Origin of the sequence: Larkinella sp. VNQ87, assembly GCF_049445795.1 — a bacterium.
In the GTDB taxonomy this organism is placed as follows: Bacteria; Bacteroidota; Bacteroidia; order Cytophagales; family Spirosomataceae; genus Larkinella.
In genome coordinates this window covers 278,718-296,169 of sequence record NZ_JBMSDT010000001.1, presented here as the reverse complement: position 1 = coordinate 296,169, position 17,452 = coordinate 278,718, and the positions used below count along the sequence as shown (strand labels likewise).

Below are 17,452 nucleotides of genomic sequence, written 5' to 3'. Positions count from 1 at the left end.
CCGGTTTTCGCCGTGGCTTTATTTGACGGATTGAATCCGGACCTCATCAACGTAAAAAATGGCCGTCGGAACGGGCTCATCGGCACCGGGCAGCGGAGGCCCCGGTTCTTCGTTCGGGGTTTTTCGGTTGGGCAAATCGCGGTAGGGGCCGGTCCGGATCGACAACCGCTCTACCGATTTGACGGCTTCGGCCAGGGCGGCTTTTTCCACGACCTTCTTTCCATCAATCGTGAGGTCGTAATGACCGTACAGGCTGGCGTCGACGCTGAACGTTAGCTCGTACCATTGTCCGGCGCGGTAGGGTTGCACCGCTTTTTCCTGACTGCCGATTGTTGCCACGATCAGGCCTTTTTCGTCAAACCGCAGCCGGACCGGGCGGTTTCCATACTGGTCCGTGAGGTCGATTTCCAGCGTGCCGGTGTGGTTTTGCTCCGGCCGGACTTTGAGCCGAATTTGCGCCTTGCCGGTTTCTTCAAAAACCCGAATCGCCCGGGCGTAGTCGTACGGGTCTTTGTCTGACAATTTGAGGCAGTTGCCGGTTCCGCCCGGCGCTTTGACCACCGCAACCGGTGCCCACTGGGGTGCATAGATATTCCAGTCGGGAACGGCCCCGTTCAGCGACAGGCTGTTGAAATCGTCGGCAACCGGGCCTTTGACGGCGTACCGCACCGGCGTCGGAATCCGGCTGACCCAGATGTCTTCCTTGTTCATGCTGTAAGTAAGCCAGAGGTCGTTGCCGGGCGGGTTGCCGTTACCTTCCTCAATGCCCCGAACATAGCAGGGACCAAAGTCTTTCCAGCGTCCGAAAAACCGCCGGGGAGGCACCTCGCCCTGGACCAGCAGCATATGGTCGAAGAGAATGCCATCGTCGCCGGTCACGACCACCAGCGGGTAGCGGTACTCGTCGAGTTCGATGGGGTTGTAGGCAATCGCGTACCGGCCGTCGTCGGTGCGCTGGCCCCACTGTTTGCCCCCTGCCATCAGGAAAGTCGGCACTTTGACCGGTTTTGAGAAGGTTTTGCCGCCGTCGAACGACAGGGCGCTGTGCGAGCGTTTCCACAAGCCAACCACGTTGCCGTCTTTCCGGTGGTAAAATGACAGGGCTTCGCGGCCGGGTTGAAAGGAATAAAAACCGTCGAGCCCCCGGTCTTCGTCCCACCACTGCAAGGTCATGAGTTTGTCGGTTAACAAGGCGTCACAGGCCGCCACAAACCCGGCATCGGTCGAGCGTTTGTAGAAGGGATAGCTTGTGTTCGACTCGTTCCACTGAACGCCGTTGACGGTTTTGTGGCTGGTGTAGCGAATGAAGTAAATCGGGCCGTATGTTCCGTCTTTGTAGGCTTCGCGTACCACCCGCCCAATGCCGCCTTCCTTAAACGGTTCTTCGGCGTGGCCGTAAAACGCCAGGATCAGCAACCGGCCGTTGGGGGCGACGTAAAAGCCCATCCGCTGGTGCATCATGTAACCGCTCGCACTGTCGGGCAATTGAACGCCCTTCGGAGGCACATACGGCGGAAAAACCACCACCGGTTTTGTCCATTGCCGACCGTTCTTCGAGGTCGTCACGAGCGTTTGGCCGGGCGCGATGTGCTCATCGGCCGGGTTGCTCAGGTACTGTTGGTAAAAGGTGTTGTTCCAGAAACAAAGGTTCGACGCGTGGTTGTAGGTCCAGCCGTGGCCGTCGGCCAGCTCGGGGTGGCTGCGGTTGACGCGGACGGTCTGGCGGTTTTCTACGCCAACGGCGTAGCGCAACCGTCCCTCGTGTACGTTCGGGTCGACGGTTTCGCCCCCCACGTAGCGCACGGGTTCGGCTGGACTGCCGGTTTGAGCCACCACCCGGAAGCTGGCGGCCCAAAACAGGCAGAGGAAAAGGGAAGGGTTTCGGAACATATAGGGCATTTTACTGACTCAAGGGCTGAAAGCGCAGCACGCGCTCCCGGATTTCGGGCCGGTCGTACTCTTTATTTTTTGTGGGAAAGCCGATGTCCCAGGGCGATGGACCCACCCATTCGGATTTCTTCCCGGCAATTTTAATCAGGCCATCCGTCGTGATTTCGACCACGGTATAGAGCGGGTCTTTGTACGGCGCGGTGTATTTAATCCACTTGTAATTTTTATCAACTTCATCGCTGTATCGAACGTGTCCGTATTCCTCACCCAGCCATTTATACGACATCGAATTGATGCAGACATACCAAATGCCGTTGACCTCTTCGGCCCGGTCGTAGTGAATATGGCCGTAAAAGTTGGCGATAATTTTAGCGGTTTTCGACCTGGCGTTATGTGCTTCCAGCACCGCCCGGATTTCGCCCGAATTGTCGACTCCATCGGGGCCTAAGCCCTGGTGCGAGAAGATCACGATGGGCGTTCGGGCCTTTTCCAGTTCGGCCTTCAGCCAGGTGAGTTGCGGCTCCCCGATGTGTTCCTGATAACCTTTCAGTTCCGGCGATTTTTTGTCATTGCCATCGAGCACAATGAACCGAAAACCGTTCCGGTCGAAGGAATAATATGAAGAGGGCATATTTCGGTAGGCTAGGGCCTGTTGGAGCGAGGTACCGCCGTCCATCTCGTGGTTGCCGATGACGTGGTATTTCGGGCCGGGATAGGCTTTCCAGATGGCGTAGGCCGACGCGTATTTTTCGGAGGGAGTCAGAAAATCGCCGAGTTCAATGATAAAGTCCGGTTTGGCGGTTTTCATGCTGTTCATAAATGCCGTCAGCCGGGCGTTACCGTCGTGCATGGTCGGGATGTGAGCGTCCGTAAACATTCCAATCTTAACTCGTTTAACGTCTCTTTTCTGTGCAAAACAGTAGCTGTTTAACAGACAAAGAAAAATCCCAATTGCTATACATTTCATGAAATTAAGAGTAGGCAGTCAGAGCTTGATAAATATCTTTTTGCGATACAGAAAATAAGCCGGAATAAAATTAATGCCGACGAAAAACAGCGCATACATCATGCTGGCAAACCGGGAGTCGAAACCCAGGCTGGTGATGACATTCACGCCGTGTTCATTCAGCGAATGTTCGCCGAATTTCAGGTAATAAAAGACAATGGAGAGCAAATCGCCCAGGACGTAGACCGCAATGGCATTGGCTCCGAAGATGATGCCCGGCTGGATGCCTCCGGTTTTTCCCAGAATATCGACCAGAAAATAAACCGCGCCGAAGAGCAGGGCTGCAAATCCGGACGTAATCAGCACAAACGAACTCGTCCAGAGGTTTTCATTGCTGGGAAACGTCAGGTTCCAGAGATACCCGGCTACGGCCGTAAACAGTCCAATCGTCATCAGGTAGGCCACTTTTTCCAGCCGGGTCCGGTTGCTGATCATCAGCCGCCCGGCTAGCATCCCGGTGACACCCGAAACCGCCGACGGGAAAGTGCTCAGGATGCTTTCGGGGTCCCAGGTGCCCTGCCACATGCGCCCCGGCAAATACAGGCTGTCGAACCAGGCCACCAGGTTGACGCCCGGCTCGAGCATCACCTTGCCGACGCCAGGCGTGGGAATCTGGGTGAGCGCCAGCCAGTACACCACCAGTGTCAGCGCCCCGATCCAGGCTTGCTGCTTCCAATTGGTATTCAGGTAGATAACGGAGCAGATCAGAAATACGAAGGCGATACGGTGCAGCGTACCCGTCCAGCGAATGTTGGCAAAATCGAAGGTGGGCAGGAGATTTAGCACCATCCCGACGACGAAGATTTTGACGGACCGCCAGACGATTTTTCGGTACAAGTCGCCTTTGGGCGCTCCGCTTTCCAGCCGTTTCGAATACGCAAAGACGATGGAAACCCCGATGATGAACAGAAAAAAGGGGGCAATCAAGTCCGTGAACGACAGGCCATTCCACTTCGTGTGTTGCAACGGGTGGTAAACATGGTCGCCGTCGCCGGGGAAATTGACCAGCAGCATGGCCGCAATGGTAAAACCGCGCAGGGCGTCGAGCGAGATCAACCGGGTGGGCGCGGGCTCCGGCGCATCGATGGGAGGGGGAAGCGGGTTCGTTTGGGGGAGCATCGGTCCGGAAGTTGAAAAAGTCTTGGAACGCCAGTGGTATTTTTACTACTGGAATCCGTAATATTAAGGCTACTTAACGAACCCTTTCATGCGTAACTTTTTTTGCCTCACGGTTTTAATGGCCGTTTTGCTCCTGGTTAATGGGTGTAAGCCCTCCGAAAACGAAGCCAAAGAAATCACGGTCACCTGGGAACTGGTGAGCAATTTTACCGATACAGAGAACGGGTTTGAGGCCCGGTTTAACCTCGTCAACAACGGCGACCTGGCCCTCGACGACAAAAACTGGGCACTATTTTTCAATATGTCGCCCCGCCCCATTTTGGCCGCTAAAACCCCGCAACCCGGCACGGTGCAACACATCAACGGCGATTGGTACAAGCTGACGCCCAACGCCGGTTTTTCACTAAAACCGCATGCAGCAACCGAAATCCGCTACTGGGGCACCGAAGGCGTGATTAAGAATACGGATGCGCCGATGGGTCTGTACTTTGTTTTTTACGACAAGGATGGCAAGGAAGAAAACGTCGTAGAAGTAGCCAATTACCGGGTTTTACCCTTTGTCCGGAAAGAGCAGCAATTGCGCGGAAAGGCCGACCAGCTACCGCTGCAAACGGCGGCCAAACGATATCAGGATAACCTGGCCCTGAGCCTGTTACCGGCAAATCAGCTCCCGCTGATCATTCCGTCGCCGGTCAAGCTGACGACCTCGCCGGGTACGTTTACGCTGGACAATAAACAAACGATCTTTTACGGCAATGGGTTAGAAAATGAGGCCAACCTGTTGAGCGAGAAACTGAAAACCCTGACCGGGACGAGTTTCAACGTGAAAACCGCGACGGCCAACGACAAAGGCATTGTGCTGAAAACCGGCCCGGTTGCGGTGAACGGGATTGCCAAAGAAGCGTATACCCTGCAAATCGATGCCAACGGCGTGACCATCACCGGGAGCGATGCCGCCGGGGTATTTTACGGGACGCAGAGCCTGCTGGCGCTGATTCCGCCCCAGACGTACCTGAACCCCACGGCTTCGGTGGCGCTGAATTACGTGCAGGTGGAAGATGCGCCCCGTTTCCACTTCCGGAGCATGCACCTCGATGTGAGCCGGAATTTCCAGACGAAGGAAAGTGTCCTGCGGATGCTCGACCTGCTGGCGTTTTACAAGGTCAACCACTTCCTGTTGTATACGACCGAAGACGAAGGCTGGCGGATCGAAATCGACGGCTTGCCGGAATTGACGCAGGTGGGTGCGCAACGCGAACACACGGCGGGCGGCATGGCGGCCCCGGTGCTGCATCCGGCCTACGGTTCGGGACCGAAAGCGAAGGACGAAACCAAACACGGCAGCGGTTTTTACACGAAAGCGGATTTTATCGAAATCCTGAAATACGCCAACGCCCGGCACATCAAGGTCATTCCGGAACTGAACTTTCCGGGCCACGCGCGGGCGGCCATCAAGTCGATGGAGGCCCGGTACGAGCGGCTGATGAAGGAAGGCAAGGAAAAAGAAGCCAACGAGTACCGTCTGATCGACCCGGAGGATAAGTCGGTGTATCTGTCGGCCCAGGCGTATAAAGATAATGTGGTCAGTGTAGCCCGGGAGTCGACCTACCATTTTTACGAAAAGGTGGTGGACGAGATTGCCAAACTCTACCAGCAAGCCGGTTTGAAACTCGATACGTTCCATGCCGGGGGCGATGAAGTGCCGGAAGGCGTCTGGACGAAATCGCCCCAGGCGGCTCAGCTTCTGAAGGAAAATCCGGCGGTGAAAGATCCCAAAAACCTGCAATCGTATTTTTTCGGCAAGCTGCTGAAACGGCTCGAAAAGCGGAATCTGTCCATCCACGGCTGGGAGGAAGTGGCCTTGACGAAATCGCCGGAGGGCAAGTACCTTCCGAATCCGGCGTTTGTGGGCAAAAATGTGGTGCCCTACATCTGGAACAACATTTACGACCTGGACCTGGGCAACCGGCTGGCGAATGCGGGCTATCCGGTGGTGCTTTGCAACGTGACGAACTTCTATTTCGACCTGGCCTACAACAACGATCCGCTGGAGCCGGGCTTGTACTGGGGCGGTTTTGTCGACACCCGGGCCAACTGGACATTTGCACCGTTCGATATGTTCAAGACGACGTACCGGACTTCGATGGGCCAGCCGCTGAACTTCGCCGGACTCGAAAAAATGAAACCGGAGGCCCGGAAAAACGTCATCGGGCTGGAAGCGCAACTCTGGAGCGAAACCGTCAAAGGTCGTGACATGATGGAATATTACTCGCTGCCCAAACTGCTCGGGTTTGCCGAAAGTGCCTGGTCGCCGGAGCGGGCGTGGGAAACCATCGAAAACCGTGATGCGCGCGAGAAAGCCATCCAAACCGGCTGGAATGCCTTTGCCAATGCGCTGGCACAGCGGGAATTGCCCCGATTGGCAACGCTCAACGGCGGCTACAACTACCGTATTCCGATGCCGGGAGCCATTCTCGAAAACGGTACATTGAAAGCCAACGTCGAATACCCGGGCCTGAGCATCCGCTACACGACCGACGGTTCGGAGCCGACCGCTCAATCGACTTTATACACAAAACCGGTGGCGGTTTTCGGAAACGTCAAACTGAAGAGTTTCGATGCGGCCGGACGGTCGAGTCGGACGGCGGTACTTCAATAAGCCTGAGTATGTTTCAAGGTCAGATCAGGTTTTTGGGGATCATTTTTCTCTGGATAACAGCCACTGGCTGGGTTTGGGCGCAGGAAAAATCGGCCACGATGCTGGGCCTGAACCCCTCGGTAACGGTAGAACCGTTTTACGAGAAAGGAGAATTGGATGTCAACATTCTGCCACTGGTTTTCCAGAAAACATTGACGCACCGATTCGATCTGCGGCTGATTTCAGTCGTGAATTTGGGTATCCGGAAGGCTGGCAATCAGATTAGCCATTTGGGGCTGGAAGCAGCCTTGCCCATCTACCTGACCCGTAAGCCAACGCGCTCGGAACCGACGAAGGGCTTTTATCTGGCTCCTGGGCTGGCTTTTACCCGCAATCGACTCGAAGCGCACAGCAATTCGAGTTTGTTTCTGGAGCCGGGTTATCAACTGCTGGTGGGACCACGGACCAGCCTTTCGTTCGGACTGCAGTTTGGGCGTACGCATTTTGCCTACGATAATGATACTCAAAAATGGGATGGACATTTCGGGTTCAAGCTAATCATTGGTCGTTGGCTCGGAGGGCGTCCTCGTTAACTTGTTTTCTATGAAGCGTAATACCCTGATTGTCATTCTAATTCTGCTGATTTTTTTCGTCATTTCGTTTCTGACCAACATCCTAGGGCCACTCATTCCCGACATCATTACGAGCTTTCAGCTCAGCATCGGGCTGGCCGGGTTTTTGCCGTTTGCCTTTTTCGTCGCTTACGGGGTGATGTCGATACCGTCGGGGATTCTGGTGGAGAAGTACCGCGAGAAACCGGTTTTGCTGGCGGCTTTTTTTCTGGCTTTTGCGGGGGCTTTGCTGTTTGCACTGGTGCCCGGTTTTTCGGTGGCGCTATTGTCGTTGTTTCTGATAGGCCTCGGCATGGCGATGTTGCAGGTCGTGATCAATCCGCTGCTGCGGGTGGCCGGGGGTGAAGCGCAATTTGCGTTCAATTCCGTGCTGGCGCAGTTGTTTTTTGGAGCAGCTTCTTTTCTGAGTCCATTGTTATACAGCTACTTAGTGAGTAGTGTGCATTCCGGTGAAACCGGCGGCCTGATCGCCCTGTTCGATCAACTGGTTCCGGCGGATCTGAAGTGGGTGTCGCTGTACTGGGTGTTTGCCCTGACGGCCCTGCTGATGGTGGTGGTGATTTATTTCGTCCGGTTTCCGGAGGTCGAATTGAAAGACGACGAGCGCATCGATACCGGCAAAGCGTTTGGCGACCTGCTCGGCAACAAAACCGTGTGGCTGTTTTTTGCCGGCATCTTTGCGTACGTCGGCACCGAGCAGGGCATTGCCAACTGGACTTCGCAGTTTCTGCAAACCTACCACGGCGTCGATCCGACCACGACCGGGGCCACGGTCATCTCGTGGTTCTGGGGGCTGCTAACGGTCGGGTGTCTGCTGGGGTTGTTGTTGCTCAAAATTTTTGATAGCCGCCGGGTGCTGGTACTGGTTGCGTCGGGAGCCATTGTATTTTTGCTGGCGGGCTTGTTCGGCACGAAAGAGCTGGCACTTTATGCGTTTCCCATGACCGGTTTTTGTGCATCGGTCATGTGGTCGATCATCGTCTCGCTGGCGTTGAATTCCGTTCCGCATCACCACGGCACGTTTTCCGGCATCCTCTGCACCGGCATTGCCGGGGGCGCGGTGGTACCGCTGATCGTCGGCGGATTGGCTGAGCTGGTCGGTTTGCGGCTGGCGATGTTGTTTCTGCTGATTACGCTCGGCTACATTCTCAGCATCGGCTTCTGGGCCCGGCCTTTGGTCAACAACGCCACGGTGAAGAGTTTGAAGGAGTTATTTGCGTGAATTGGGAATCTGGTTGTTACACAGAGTCTATCAGAGTTAATCAGAGATTATCAGGGTTTCTCTGATTAACCCTGATACTCCCCGATAAACTCTGTGTAACAACCCACCCATCAAAAGCCCATGTACAAAGTCATTCTGTTGATCGATTTGGCGGAGGAGTACAGCAAAAGCCTGTTGAAAGGGGTGACGAAGTATTCGCGCGAACACGGCCCTTGGGTGTTTTGCCGGATGCCGTTGTTTTACCGCGAGACCATCGGCATCAAGGGCATCTTGCAGTGGGCGCAGGAGTGGGGCGCCAACGGCATCATCGGTCAGTTTTACAACGACAAAGAGGTTTCGGAGTTCACCAAAGCCGGGGTCGCGGTCATTGCGCAGGATTTCCGCGAGCGGTTTGACGACATTCCCAACATTACCGGTGCCTACCAGGAAGCGGGGGCGATGGCGGCCGATTACTTTCTGAAAAAAGGCTTCACGCAGTTTGCTTTTTACGGTTTTCGGGACATTGTCTGGTCGCGGGAGCGGGCCGAAGGATTCGAAACCCACATCCAGAAAGCCGGTTTTAAAGTTCATACGTTTGAACACACCAAGGCGCAATCCAGCGAGTTGTGGTATTACAAACCGAGTGCGCTCAGCCAGTGGCTCCAATCCCTGCCGAAGCCCATCGCCATCATGGCCTGCGACGACCGCCAGGGTCAGCACATCACCGAAGCCTGCCGCCAGACCGGGATTCGCATTCCGGAGGAGGTCGCCGTGTTGGGCGTCGATAACGACGAACTGATCTGCGAACTGTCGGACCCGCCGTTGTCGAGCATTGCCCTCGATGCCGAAAAAGGTGGCTACGATTCGGCCCGGCTGCTCGACCAGCTCATTCGGGCCGGTTCCGGTGTGTTTTATGATATTGTCGTGAAACCGACGCAGATCGTCACGCGGCAATCCACGGATATTTATGCCACCCACGACGAGTACATTGCCCAATCGCTGAAGTTTATTCACCAGAATATTGACAAAAATTTGCAGGTGGAGGAGGTAGTTCGGCAGGTACCCCTATCGCGCCGGGCGCTGGAAAAGCGGTTTTTGACCATTACCGGGTATCCGGTTTACAAATACATTTTTAACCTGCGAATCGAGAAATTCACGCAGAAACTGCTGGAAACGGACATGTCGGTGTTTGAAATCGCGCTTGACATGGGGCTGACCGACAGCAAAAACATCGCCCGGCAATTTCGACAGGTGAAGGGCTGCACGCCCATCGAATTCCGGAACCGGTATTTGGCGGGAAAGTGAGGATTAAGGGGGTTGTTACACAGGGTTGATCAGGGACCATCAGAGGTTATCAGAGAAACCCTGATGACCTCTGATGGTCCCTGATCAACCCTGTGTAACCGCTTTAAATGTTATTGCTTCAACAACCAGACATCGGAGATTTTGGAGCGTTGCCGCCAGTTCAGGTGCGATTCTTCCGGTTCGTCGAAGGAGACGGAAATCCGCCCGTCCTGGGTAAGCGACAGCGGCACAATCCATTCCTTGAAGGTTTCGAGTTCTTTGTTGTAGACGGTTGGATGGAGTCGTTGACCATCGATCCGCAGCAGGGCATCGCCCGACCCTGCCACCCGGATGAGGTAGCGAGCGCCGGGGTCAAGGTTGTCGTACTCCAGCGCCGGGGCATGTTGAAACGTCTGGCTCGACAACCGGGCGCGGCTGGAACCGTTGTTCCACCAGGCGATGTCGGTCGCATCCTCGGAAATCGTCCGGACGCGCGGGCTGTTGCCGCCACTCGACACATCATCGTAGTAACTCCCCGCGCCGGGCGTTTCCCAAAAAGCGATAGACTTGATGCGATCCAGTTGTTCGCGCGGAGTTTTCATCGCCCGGATTTTACTAAACTCGTCCGTCAGCCACCAGCGGTTATTGAGGGGGTAATCGACAAAGTCGAGCAGACAGCCCCGTTCGTAATTCTTCGCCTTGTACTTCGGAACGCTGGTTTGTAAACCGATCGACGCGAACAAATCCGCACACAGGGTTTCGATTTTCTTTCGCAAATCGGGTGAAACCGGCTCCTTGTCGGCCTTGTTCACGACCGCCAGGGCCTGCTCCATCGTTTCGGCCAGGTTTGTTTCCATTGCCTGGGCAAGCAGCTCGGTCGCGGTTTTCTCCAGCCCCTGCTCATACAGCAACCGCCGACGCGTGTAGACATCGTAATACGCTCGCAGCAGCAACATTTGCCAGCGCCAGTTGGCTTTCAGTTCGGGGTGCGCGGTTTCGAGATTCTGCCAGAAGGCAAACGTCGCTTCGACGCCCCCGTTTTGGGCCAGCGGGCCCTGCCAGTTGTTTTCGAGGGCCAGAATGCCGTTGGTGGCCCCATAGGTCAGGGGCCAGCCAAAGAAAAACCGGCTGTATTCGTTCAGGATTTCGTTCACCGATTTGGTCGGGTCCCAGCCGCGCATGCTCCAGATTACCTTGTTGACATCGTCGTGGCAGCCATCCGAATACGACACAAAACCGTTGGTAAACGGCGCGTATTTCCCGTGAATTCCGGCGAAGAAAAAAGGGCGGGGATTGATGGCTTCGCGACCCAGCGTCAGGGCGTAAGCCTGATCCCAGCGTTCGACCGGAAACTCGCAACGCACGTTGTGCGTCAGGTCCGGGTACTCGCGGTGCTGGTAATTTTTGGGCAACCGATACCGGGTTTCGGCCATCGGTGGGCTGCTCGGCCCCGACACGACACCCTGCAACCAGGCCGGTTTGAGTTGCGCCAGATAGTTGTAAAAATAGTCAATCTGTTCGGTGTCAAACCCTTGCAGGGAAATCCAGATTTTGGCGTTGGGATGCGAGCGGATTAAGCGGTCGTGCAGGTCTTTCAAAAAGGCCATCACCTCGCGCGGGTGGTTATCGCCGGGGTCGCCACCGGGGAAAAAGATGTGGTCCAGCCGGGGGCAGGCGCGGTAAAACGCTTCGTGTTTTTCCAGTTCGGCTTTTCGTTGGCTTTCGTCAGTCAGGTCGAAGGTGGCTGGTGTCCAAACCCAGTAATCCATGTCGTATTTCTGGCATAATTCACTCATGCGCACCTGCATTTCTTTCGGCGTTATCCGAAAAAGCGGGCTTTTCGTGTCGCCCTCGTGAAACGGAATGCCCTCGATGGCATTCGTGCCAAAAATGGCCAGGTCGCGGTAATACTGCTCGAACTGGGCGACCGTCCAGGCATCGTACGAATTGGCGGTGGTTCGGTAGCCCAGTTGGTGTCCGCGAATCGAGTAAGCCGGGGCCGTGGCCAGGTCGACGGTTTTCTCCAGTTCGAGCCGTTTGGCGTCCATTTTCAGATTTCGGAGCAGCCAGCCGGACCCAAACAGAACGCCCCGCGCATCGGCACCGAGCACCCAAACGGTGGTTCCGGTTGCGGTTTGTTCGGTAACGATCCGGAACCCTTCCGGTTTTTGTTCCGGCAAACCGGTTCCTGGGCGGTTTGGAACGGTTTTACCTGCCACGCTCTTGTCTGACGCTAACGCCAGCACAATGGCCGGGCCTTTCGGCCAGTTGCTGACCTGTTTCAGCGAGGTGGCAGTCCGTTTGGCAATTTCCTCCGTCAGCAGTTGCGGGGCCGTCATTCGCATCGGAGCCGGGATGGAAGGTGAAACCAGAATGACCGCGTTTTTGAGGTTAACGGGTTGAGCGGAGAGTTGGAGGATTGAAAATAGAAAAGGCAGGAAAAGTATAAATCGGAAAATCATTTGGGTTAGGAAAGGTAAAAGGTTGTTACACAGAGTTAATCAGGGAAATCAGAGGTCATCAGTGAATCTCTGATAAACCCTGGTTATCTCTGATTAGCTCTGTGTAACAATCCGTTGGATTTTACGAATCGCATCGGCAAACGCCTGCATATCGTCCCGGCTGCCGAGCATCGCGTGTTGAAAAATCCAGACGGCTTCGTCGCGGCAGGCCCGCTCGGCCACCGGGCAATCGACCGTGGAGTAGTCCACCGTTTCGGGGATGGCGTAGCACAGGAAGTTCCTGTTCTGGAACAACGGTTGCTTATACAACGGGTGCGGATAACCCGTCGAGCACGGTACCCCCTCAGCCGCCAGCCGGGCCACGAAGTCTTTCCGGGAAAGGCCGCTGAAGGCCGGCGCATTGTATTTGAAAATGTACAGGTGGTAACAATGTCGCACGTCGTCCGGCGTCTGGCTCAGGGGTGTAATACCCTCAATTTCGGAAAGCAATTCCGTCAAATACCGGCCGTTCCGGTTGCGCAAAACGGTCTGTTCTTCGAGCCTTTTGAGCTGGTGGGAAAGCAAAACCGCCTGGAGTTGCGTAATGCGGTAGTTGCAACCGGGATTAAAATGGTCGTACCACTGGTGACCGTCAAGCCGTCCGACGTTGCGCAGCGACGCCATCATCCGGTATAGCTCATCGTCGTTGGTGACCACAATCCCACCTTCGCCACTCGTCAGGTTCTTCGATGACTGGAAACTGAAACTGCCAACGTCGCCGATGGAGCCCAGTTTCCGGCCTTTGTACTCGGCACCGTGGGCGTGGGCGGCATCTTCGATGACGCGTAGGTTATGGCGACGGGCAATGTCCAGAATAGCGTCCATATCGCAGGCCAGCCCCGCAAAATGAACCGGAATAATCACCTTGGTCCGCTCGGTAATAGCCGCTTCCACGGCTTTCGGATCGAGGTTGTAAGTGTCCGGGTCAATGTCGACAAAAACCGGTACGCAGTTGACCTCCAGCACCGTAGAAGCCGTGGCAATGAACGTATACGGAGGAACGATTACCTCGTCACCCGGCCGAACTCCACAGGCCATCAACGCCAGCCGGAGCGACACCGACCCATTGACGCAGGAAACCGCATATTTGGTCCCACAGTAAGCGGCAAATTCCTGCTCGAAGGCCTCGACAAATTCCCCACAGTCGGGATTACCCCAACGTCCGCTCCGGACGATCTCGGCCACGGCCTGAACCTCCGTTTCGTCAAAAATCGGCCAGGAAAAGGTCGTCTGCACGGTTTTCTCTCCGCCCTCAAGGGCCAATTGCTCATTAAATAGTTGTTTCTCCATCCTGTTCAAGCACCGGTATTGACTCCGCTTCGCTCCGCGAAATAATGAAAGCTGTTTCGCGGAGCGAAGCGGAGTGTACACCGTACATACGGCGGAAGAGGACTTTCAGGCTATCCGGTTTGCCTATATTTTATCCGAATAGCCTGATTGCGACTGATTAACGTATTTAGCACAAACCCTTACTAATCATGAATTTGAAGTCTTTTTATACGAGTTTACTCATGGCCGGGATGGCGATGGGCACGGCCTGGGCCATCCGGGGGCAGTTTGGTCATGAACAGGGAGCCGCCTGGGCGGGCGGCATTGGGGCGGTGGGTGTTTTACTGGTCGCCAAGCGGGCCGATTGGTATTCCCGGCTGTTTTCGGTTGCGCTGGCGGGGGCCGTCGGCTGGGGTATTGGCGGGATCATGAGCTACGGCGCGGTGGTGGGCTACGGGCGCGGCACCGATTTTGTGAATGTGTATTACGGCCTGCTGATGTTGTTTATCATTGGCGGTCTTTACGGTTTTATCGGGGGCGGTTTGTTCGGACTGGCCCTGGCCGACTCGCCGAACCGTCCGGTACGCTGGCATCAGTTGGTGGTTGAAATGGTTGTCGGTGCGCTGGTTGCCTATTTTTTCCTGATCGAGCAGTGGGGCTGGCTCATGACGCCCCCGCGCTCGGAACTGTGGGCCGCCTGTCTGGGTATGGCGCTGGCGCTGACCTGGTTTTTGTACCGGAATGAGCACCCTTCGGCCCTGCGGGTGGCGGTTTTTGCCGGGTTGGGTGGCGGTTTTGGCTTTGCCTTCGGAAACTTCCTGCAAGTGCTGGGAAGTGTTTCCGGCATCAAGTTTAATTTCTGGAATGTGATGGAATATACCCTCGGTTTTTTTGGCGGAATTGGCATGGCCTACGGAACTTTTACCTCCGCCTGGGAACCGGTCGAAGCGCCGAAACGAAACGGGGTTTGGTTGCCACTGCTGATGCTGACATTGTTCATCCCGTTTGTGGTTTGGGACCAAAGTTTTGAATTGAAACGACTGGAGGAAACCTTGGTGAAGCTCGTCCAAAACGCGTCGGGGCTGGCCCAACTGGTGCGTTGGCTGGCGTTGGCGGTTATTCTGATTACGAGCCTGATCTGTTTTTTGGTGTATTATCAAAACCGCAAAACGGACTCGGTTCGGTACAACTACGGCGACGTACGGACCTTCTTTCTGGGAAATCTGGGTTTGTATACGGTATTCAGTTTCCTCATCACGGGGGCTTTTGTCAGTACCTACCGGATTGAACAGTATCTTTACCTCGCTAACCTGCAAATTATCATGATACTGGCCGGAAAAACAAAGCCGGATTTTGCCCATCGCGGACTGTATCCGGGCCGGTGGGCGATGGGCTTCGCGCTGCTGCTGGTGTTTATTGCCCTGCTAACGCTCGTTGCCATCAACACCCACGGTGAGCTGAAAGGCATGAACCGGCGCTTTGAGTGACTTTAAAAACCGCCTTGCGGTTACGTAGCCCCGACCACCCGAAATGTCAGGTTAAACCGGGACCCTTTGACTTTTCTCTCCTTCGGAACGCTGTGCTGCCAGTGGTGCTGGATCGCCCCGCGCATGAGTAGAAGCGTGCCCGGAACTGGTTTAATTCTCCGGGCAAATACCCGAACTTTTTTTTGAACGCAACCGTAAAATGCTGGTGGTTTTTGTACCCGATCAGGGGCGAGACTTTTGCGATGGTTTCGTGCTGGCCGCTCAGAATCAGCTCTTTGGCCTGCTACAGGGGACGACGGGTTGCTGGACTTTCTATCCTGGCTGACCTGGGTATTCCGCTGGGGGTGATCGGCTGGTTTATCAGACGACCACAATTTGTTGGTATATTTACTGACTAAACGCGGGGAAGTCGGTTGAAAACAGTTCAGAATACATTTTATAGACTAATTGGAAGCCCGGAGGTGTTTCCGCTCGAAGGGCGCATTTTTAATGGGATCTGTATTCTGACGATTGGGATAATGGGCTACAATGTCCTGTTCAGCTTTATTATCGGACTGTTCGAAACCGGCTGGATTTTTCTGGGACTCTTTCTGGCCGGGTTTTATATTTACTACCTGGCTCGAATTCAAAAAAAGTTTGTCGTCGCTATTCCGCTGGCGGGTTTGGTGGTGACCTTTCTGTTTGCCGTCAACTATTTTTTCAATGCCGGCATGGTCGGCTCTTCGCTGCTGGGCTTTAATACCACCTTGTTTCTCTTGCTGATTGCCGGACCAGCCCGGCACGCCGGTTTTTGGACGGTCCTGAATACCGTGGTCGTCCTGACGCTGGTGACGGTCGAGTACCTGTATCCTAAAACCGTCCTCGAATTCTACCCGGATCGGCTGGCGCACACCATCGATTTGGCATCCACTTATCTGATCAATGTCTTTTTTCTCTATTTCGGAACCCTTTTTTTTACCAGAACTTACAAGGTGGAGCAACAGCGGGTCGAAGAACGGTCGTTGGTGCTGGAGCGGTTGAATGAAGAGAAAAACAAGCTGTTTTCCATCGTATCGCATGATTTGCGCTCGCCGTTGGCGTCGGTGCAGCAATACCTGGAAGTTTTGAAAGAAACCAATCTGGACACTGATCAACGGCGATTGATCGAGTCGGATTTACTGGATGGCGTTAATTATACCCAGGAAATGCTGTTCAATCTGCTGTCCTGGTCCACTACGCAGATGAAAGGAACGACGGTTACGCTGAAGCCGGTCAACCTTTTTGAGTGCCTGAAACCCGTTATCGAAATTTACAAACCCCTGGCGGCCAGAAAGGCCATTCAACTGGATTTTCGGGTGGGTTTGACGCCGGAAGTGCTGGCGGATGCGGCTATGCTTCAGTTGATTATCCGGAATCTGGTGGGCAACGCCATCAAATTTACGGATACCGGCGGGTCAATTGTTGTCGATGCCATACCGGATGGAAAGTCGTACCGGATGACGGTCAAAGACGACGGCCGGGGGATTCGGGACGAAGACAAAGACCATGTTTTTTCGCTGAAAGCCCAGCCCACCTACGGTACCCACAAGGAACGGGGCGTCGGGCTCGGCCTTTTTCTGTGTGGGGAATATGCCGAAGCCCAGAACGGCACGATCTGGTTTGACAGCCAGGTCGGCGTGGGAACCACGTTTTTTCTCCGATTACCGGCGGCCGGGTGAGGGGGCTGGTTTCTGCTGGGCGAACAACCACGCCGGGAGGCTTTTTTCCCGATTGACGTTCTCCCAACTGTTGTGTTTAACACCGGGGTACTCCGTATAGCGAACGGTTTTCGAGCCTATTTTCAGCATTTCGTGGTAAATATTTCGGGAAAGCCGTACCGGGACGATGTCATCGTCAGCCCCGTGAAAAATCCAGAGGGGTGTCCGGATGCGGGAAGCCGCCGACTCGTTCGAGCCACCACAAACGGCATACGCTGCGGCAAACTTATCGGGTTCTTTGGCCAGAACGGAAAAGACACCAAAACCGCCCATCGAAATGCCGTACAGGTAGAGCCGGTTTTTGTCAATGCCATAGTGTTGCACCAGCGAATCGACCAGGGCCAGGGTTTTCTGCATCGCGGGGGTGTGTGTGTCGGTCCAGGTGTTGCCCCAGCCTTGTTCGGGTTCTTCGCATTTGGGCGTCAGCACAAAGCAGGGGTGCTCGTTTTGAATCGCTGCCTGGTACCAGAAATTGTCCCGCGAAACCGTATCCCGGCTGCCGTGCAGGTAGACGATGAGCGGGTACGCCTTGCCCGGTTGGTAATTTCGGGGTGTGAACAGCCCATAACGCAACCCCTGAAAGTCGCTTTTTTTATATTCTTTGTGGTGCCAGGCGGTTTGGGCACCGGCGGGGAACTGGAGCCATACTCCAAAGAGAAAAACGGTTTTTAACAGAGTTTTCACAGTGT

The 17,452-nt window shown here is 55.0% G+C and carries 12 protein-coding genes; 6 read left to right on the top strand and 6 right to left on the bottom strand.

The window, feature by feature from the left end; all coding sequences use genetic code 11:
• Positions 1 to 18: 18 nt before the first annotated feature.
• The 3 genes from ACO2Q8_RS01235 to ACO2Q8_RS01225 all read right to left on the bottom strand — a co-directional run bounded on the left by ACO2Q8_RS01235 (position 19) and on the right by ACO2Q8_RS01225 (position 4,015).
• Entirely contained in the window at positions 19 to 1,890 is a 1,872-nt protein-coding gene (locus tag ACO2Q8_RS01235; protein WP_423342951.1) for a hypothetical protein, read from the bottom strand.
• A 10-nt stretch (positions 1,891 to 1,900) separates the two neighbouring features.
• On the bottom strand, positions 1,901 to 2,767 hold the full coding sequence (locus tag ACO2Q8_RS01230; protein WP_423342950.1) for a metallophosphoesterase family protein: 867 nt from the start codon (positions 2,765 to 2,767) through the stop codon (positions 1,901 to 1,903).
• 108 nt (positions 2,768 to 2,875) lie between these two features.
• Complete coding sequence (locus ACO2Q8_RS01225; protein ID WP_423342949.1) at positions 2,876 to 4,015, bottom strand: acyltransferase family protein; 1,140 nt, start codon at positions 4,013 to 4,015, stop codon at positions 2,876 to 2,878.
• Between the two features lie 88 nt (positions 4,016 to 4,103).
• Here ACO2Q8_RS01225 and ACO2Q8_RS01220 point away from each other — a divergent pair, with 88 nt between their 5' ends.
• The 4 genes from ACO2Q8_RS01220 (at position 4,104) to ACO2Q8_RS01205 (ending at position 9,791) form a co-directional block, all read left to right on the top strand.
• Complete coding sequence (locus tag ACO2Q8_RS01220; RefSeq protein WP_423342948.1) at positions 4,104 to 6,674, top strand: family 20 glycosylhydrolase; 2,571 nt, start codon at positions 4,104 to 4,106, stop codon at positions 6,672 to 6,674.
• 8 nt (positions 6,675 to 6,682) lie between these two features.
• On the top strand, positions 6,683 to 7,246 hold the full coding sequence (locus ACO2Q8_RS01215; RefSeq protein ID WP_423342947.1) for a hypothetical protein: 564 nt from the start codon (positions 6,683 to 6,685) through the stop codon (positions 7,244 to 7,246).
• A 10-nt stretch (positions 7,247 to 7,256) separates the two neighbouring features.
• A complete protein-coding gene (locus ACO2Q8_RS01210) occupies positions 7,257 to 8,507 on the top strand; it encodes an MFS transporter (RefSeq protein WP_423342946.1) in 1,251 nt (416 codons plus the stop codon).
• 120 nt (positions 8,508 to 8,627) lie between these two features.
• Positions 8,628 to 9,791, top strand: coding sequence for a substrate-binding domain-containing protein (locus ACO2Q8_RS01205; protein ID WP_423342945.1), 1,164 nt, complete (start codon positions 8,628 to 8,630; stop codon positions 9,789 to 9,791).
• Between the two features lie 110 nt (positions 9,792 to 9,901).
• On the opposite strand, the gene ACO2Q8_RS01200 is transcribed toward ACO2Q8_RS01205, so the two are convergent.
• Both ACO2Q8_RS01200 and ACO2Q8_RS01195 read right to left on the bottom strand, forming a co-directional pair.
• Positions 9,902 to 12,232: a hypothetical protein gene (locus ACO2Q8_RS01200; RefSeq protein WP_423342944.1), complete on the bottom strand. Its 2,331-nt coding sequence runs from the start codon at positions 12,230 to 12,232 to the stop codon at positions 9,902 to 9,904.
• A 93-nt stretch (positions 12,233 to 12,325) separates the two neighbouring features.
• The gene (locus ACO2Q8_RS01195) at positions 12,326 to 13,561 is read right to left on the bottom strand and encodes a DegT/DnrJ/EryC1/StrS family aminotransferase (protein ID WP_423342943.1); all 1,236 of its coding nucleotides are present in this window, start codon (positions 13,559 to 13,561) and stop codon (positions 12,326 to 12,328) included.
• 188 nt (positions 13,562 to 13,749) lie between these two features.
• Between ACO2Q8_RS01195 and ACO2Q8_RS01190 the strand changes: the two genes are divergently transcribed.
• Positions 13,750 to 15,027 (top strand): hypothetical protein, encoded by a 1,278-nt coding sequence (locus tag ACO2Q8_RS01190; RefSeq protein WP_423342942.1) that lies wholly within the window; start codon positions 13,750 to 13,752, stop codon positions 15,025 to 15,027.
• A 413-nt stretch (positions 15,028 to 15,440) separates the two neighbouring features.
• On the top strand, positions 15,441 to 16,724 hold the full coding sequence (locus ACO2Q8_RS01185) for a sensor histidine kinase (RefSeq protein ID WP_423342941.1): 1,284 nt from the start codon (positions 15,441 to 15,443) through the stop codon (positions 16,722 to 16,724).
• Here ACO2Q8_RS01185 and ACO2Q8_RS01180 read toward each other — a convergent pair.
• Positions 16,707 to 17,447 (bottom strand): prolyl oligopeptidase family serine peptidase, encoded by a 741-nt coding sequence (locus ACO2Q8_RS01180; protein ID WP_423342940.1) that lies wholly within the window; start codon positions 17,445 to 17,447, stop codon positions 16,707 to 16,709. The two genes, ACO2Q8_RS01185 and ACO2Q8_RS01180, sit on opposite strands and share 18 nt — an antisense overlap.
• Positions 17,448 to 17,452 lie beyond the last annotated feature (5 nt).

Excerpts from the sequence above, each read along its gene's own strand:
- ACO2Q8_RS01235 (WP_423342951.1), bottom strand. The coding sequence starts at position 1,890 with ATGTTCCGAAACCCTTCCCTTTTCCTCTGCCTGTTTTGGGCCGCCAGC.
- ACO2Q8_RS01230 (WP_423342950.1), bottom strand. The coding sequence starts at position 2,767 with ATGTTTACGGACGCTCACATCCCGACCATGCACGACGGTAACGCCCGG.
- ACO2Q8_RS01225 (WP_423342949.1), bottom strand. The coding sequence starts at position 4,015 with ATGCTCCCCCAAACGAACCCGCTTCCCCCTCCCATCGATGCGCCGGAG.
- ACO2Q8_RS01220 (WP_423342948.1), top strand. The coding sequence starts at position 4,104 with ATGCGTAACTTTTTTTGCCTCACGGTTTTAATGGCCGTTTTGCTCCTG.
- ACO2Q8_RS01215 (WP_423342947.1), top strand. The coding sequence starts at position 6,683 with ATGTTTCAAGGTCAGATCAGGTTTTTGGGGATCATTTTTCTCTGGATA.
- ACO2Q8_RS01210 (WP_423342946.1), top strand. The coding sequence starts at position 7,257 with ATGAAGCGTAATACCCTGATTGTCATTCTAATTCTGCTGATTTTTTTC.
- ACO2Q8_RS01205 (WP_423342945.1), top strand. The coding sequence starts at position 8,628 with ATGTACAAAGTCATTCTGTTGATCGATTTGGCGGAGGAGTACAGCAAA.
- ACO2Q8_RS01200 (WP_423342944.1), bottom strand. The coding sequence starts at position 12,232 with ATGATTTTCCGATTTATACTTTTCCTGCCTTTTCTATTTTCAATCCTC.
- ACO2Q8_RS01195 (WP_423342943.1), bottom strand. The coding sequence starts at position 13,561 with ATGGAGAAACAACTATTTAATGAGCAATTGGCCCTTGAGGGCGGAGAG.
- ACO2Q8_RS01190 (WP_423342942.1), top strand. The coding sequence starts at position 13,750 with ATGAATTTGAAGTCTTTTTATACGAGTTTACTCATGGCCGGGATGGCG.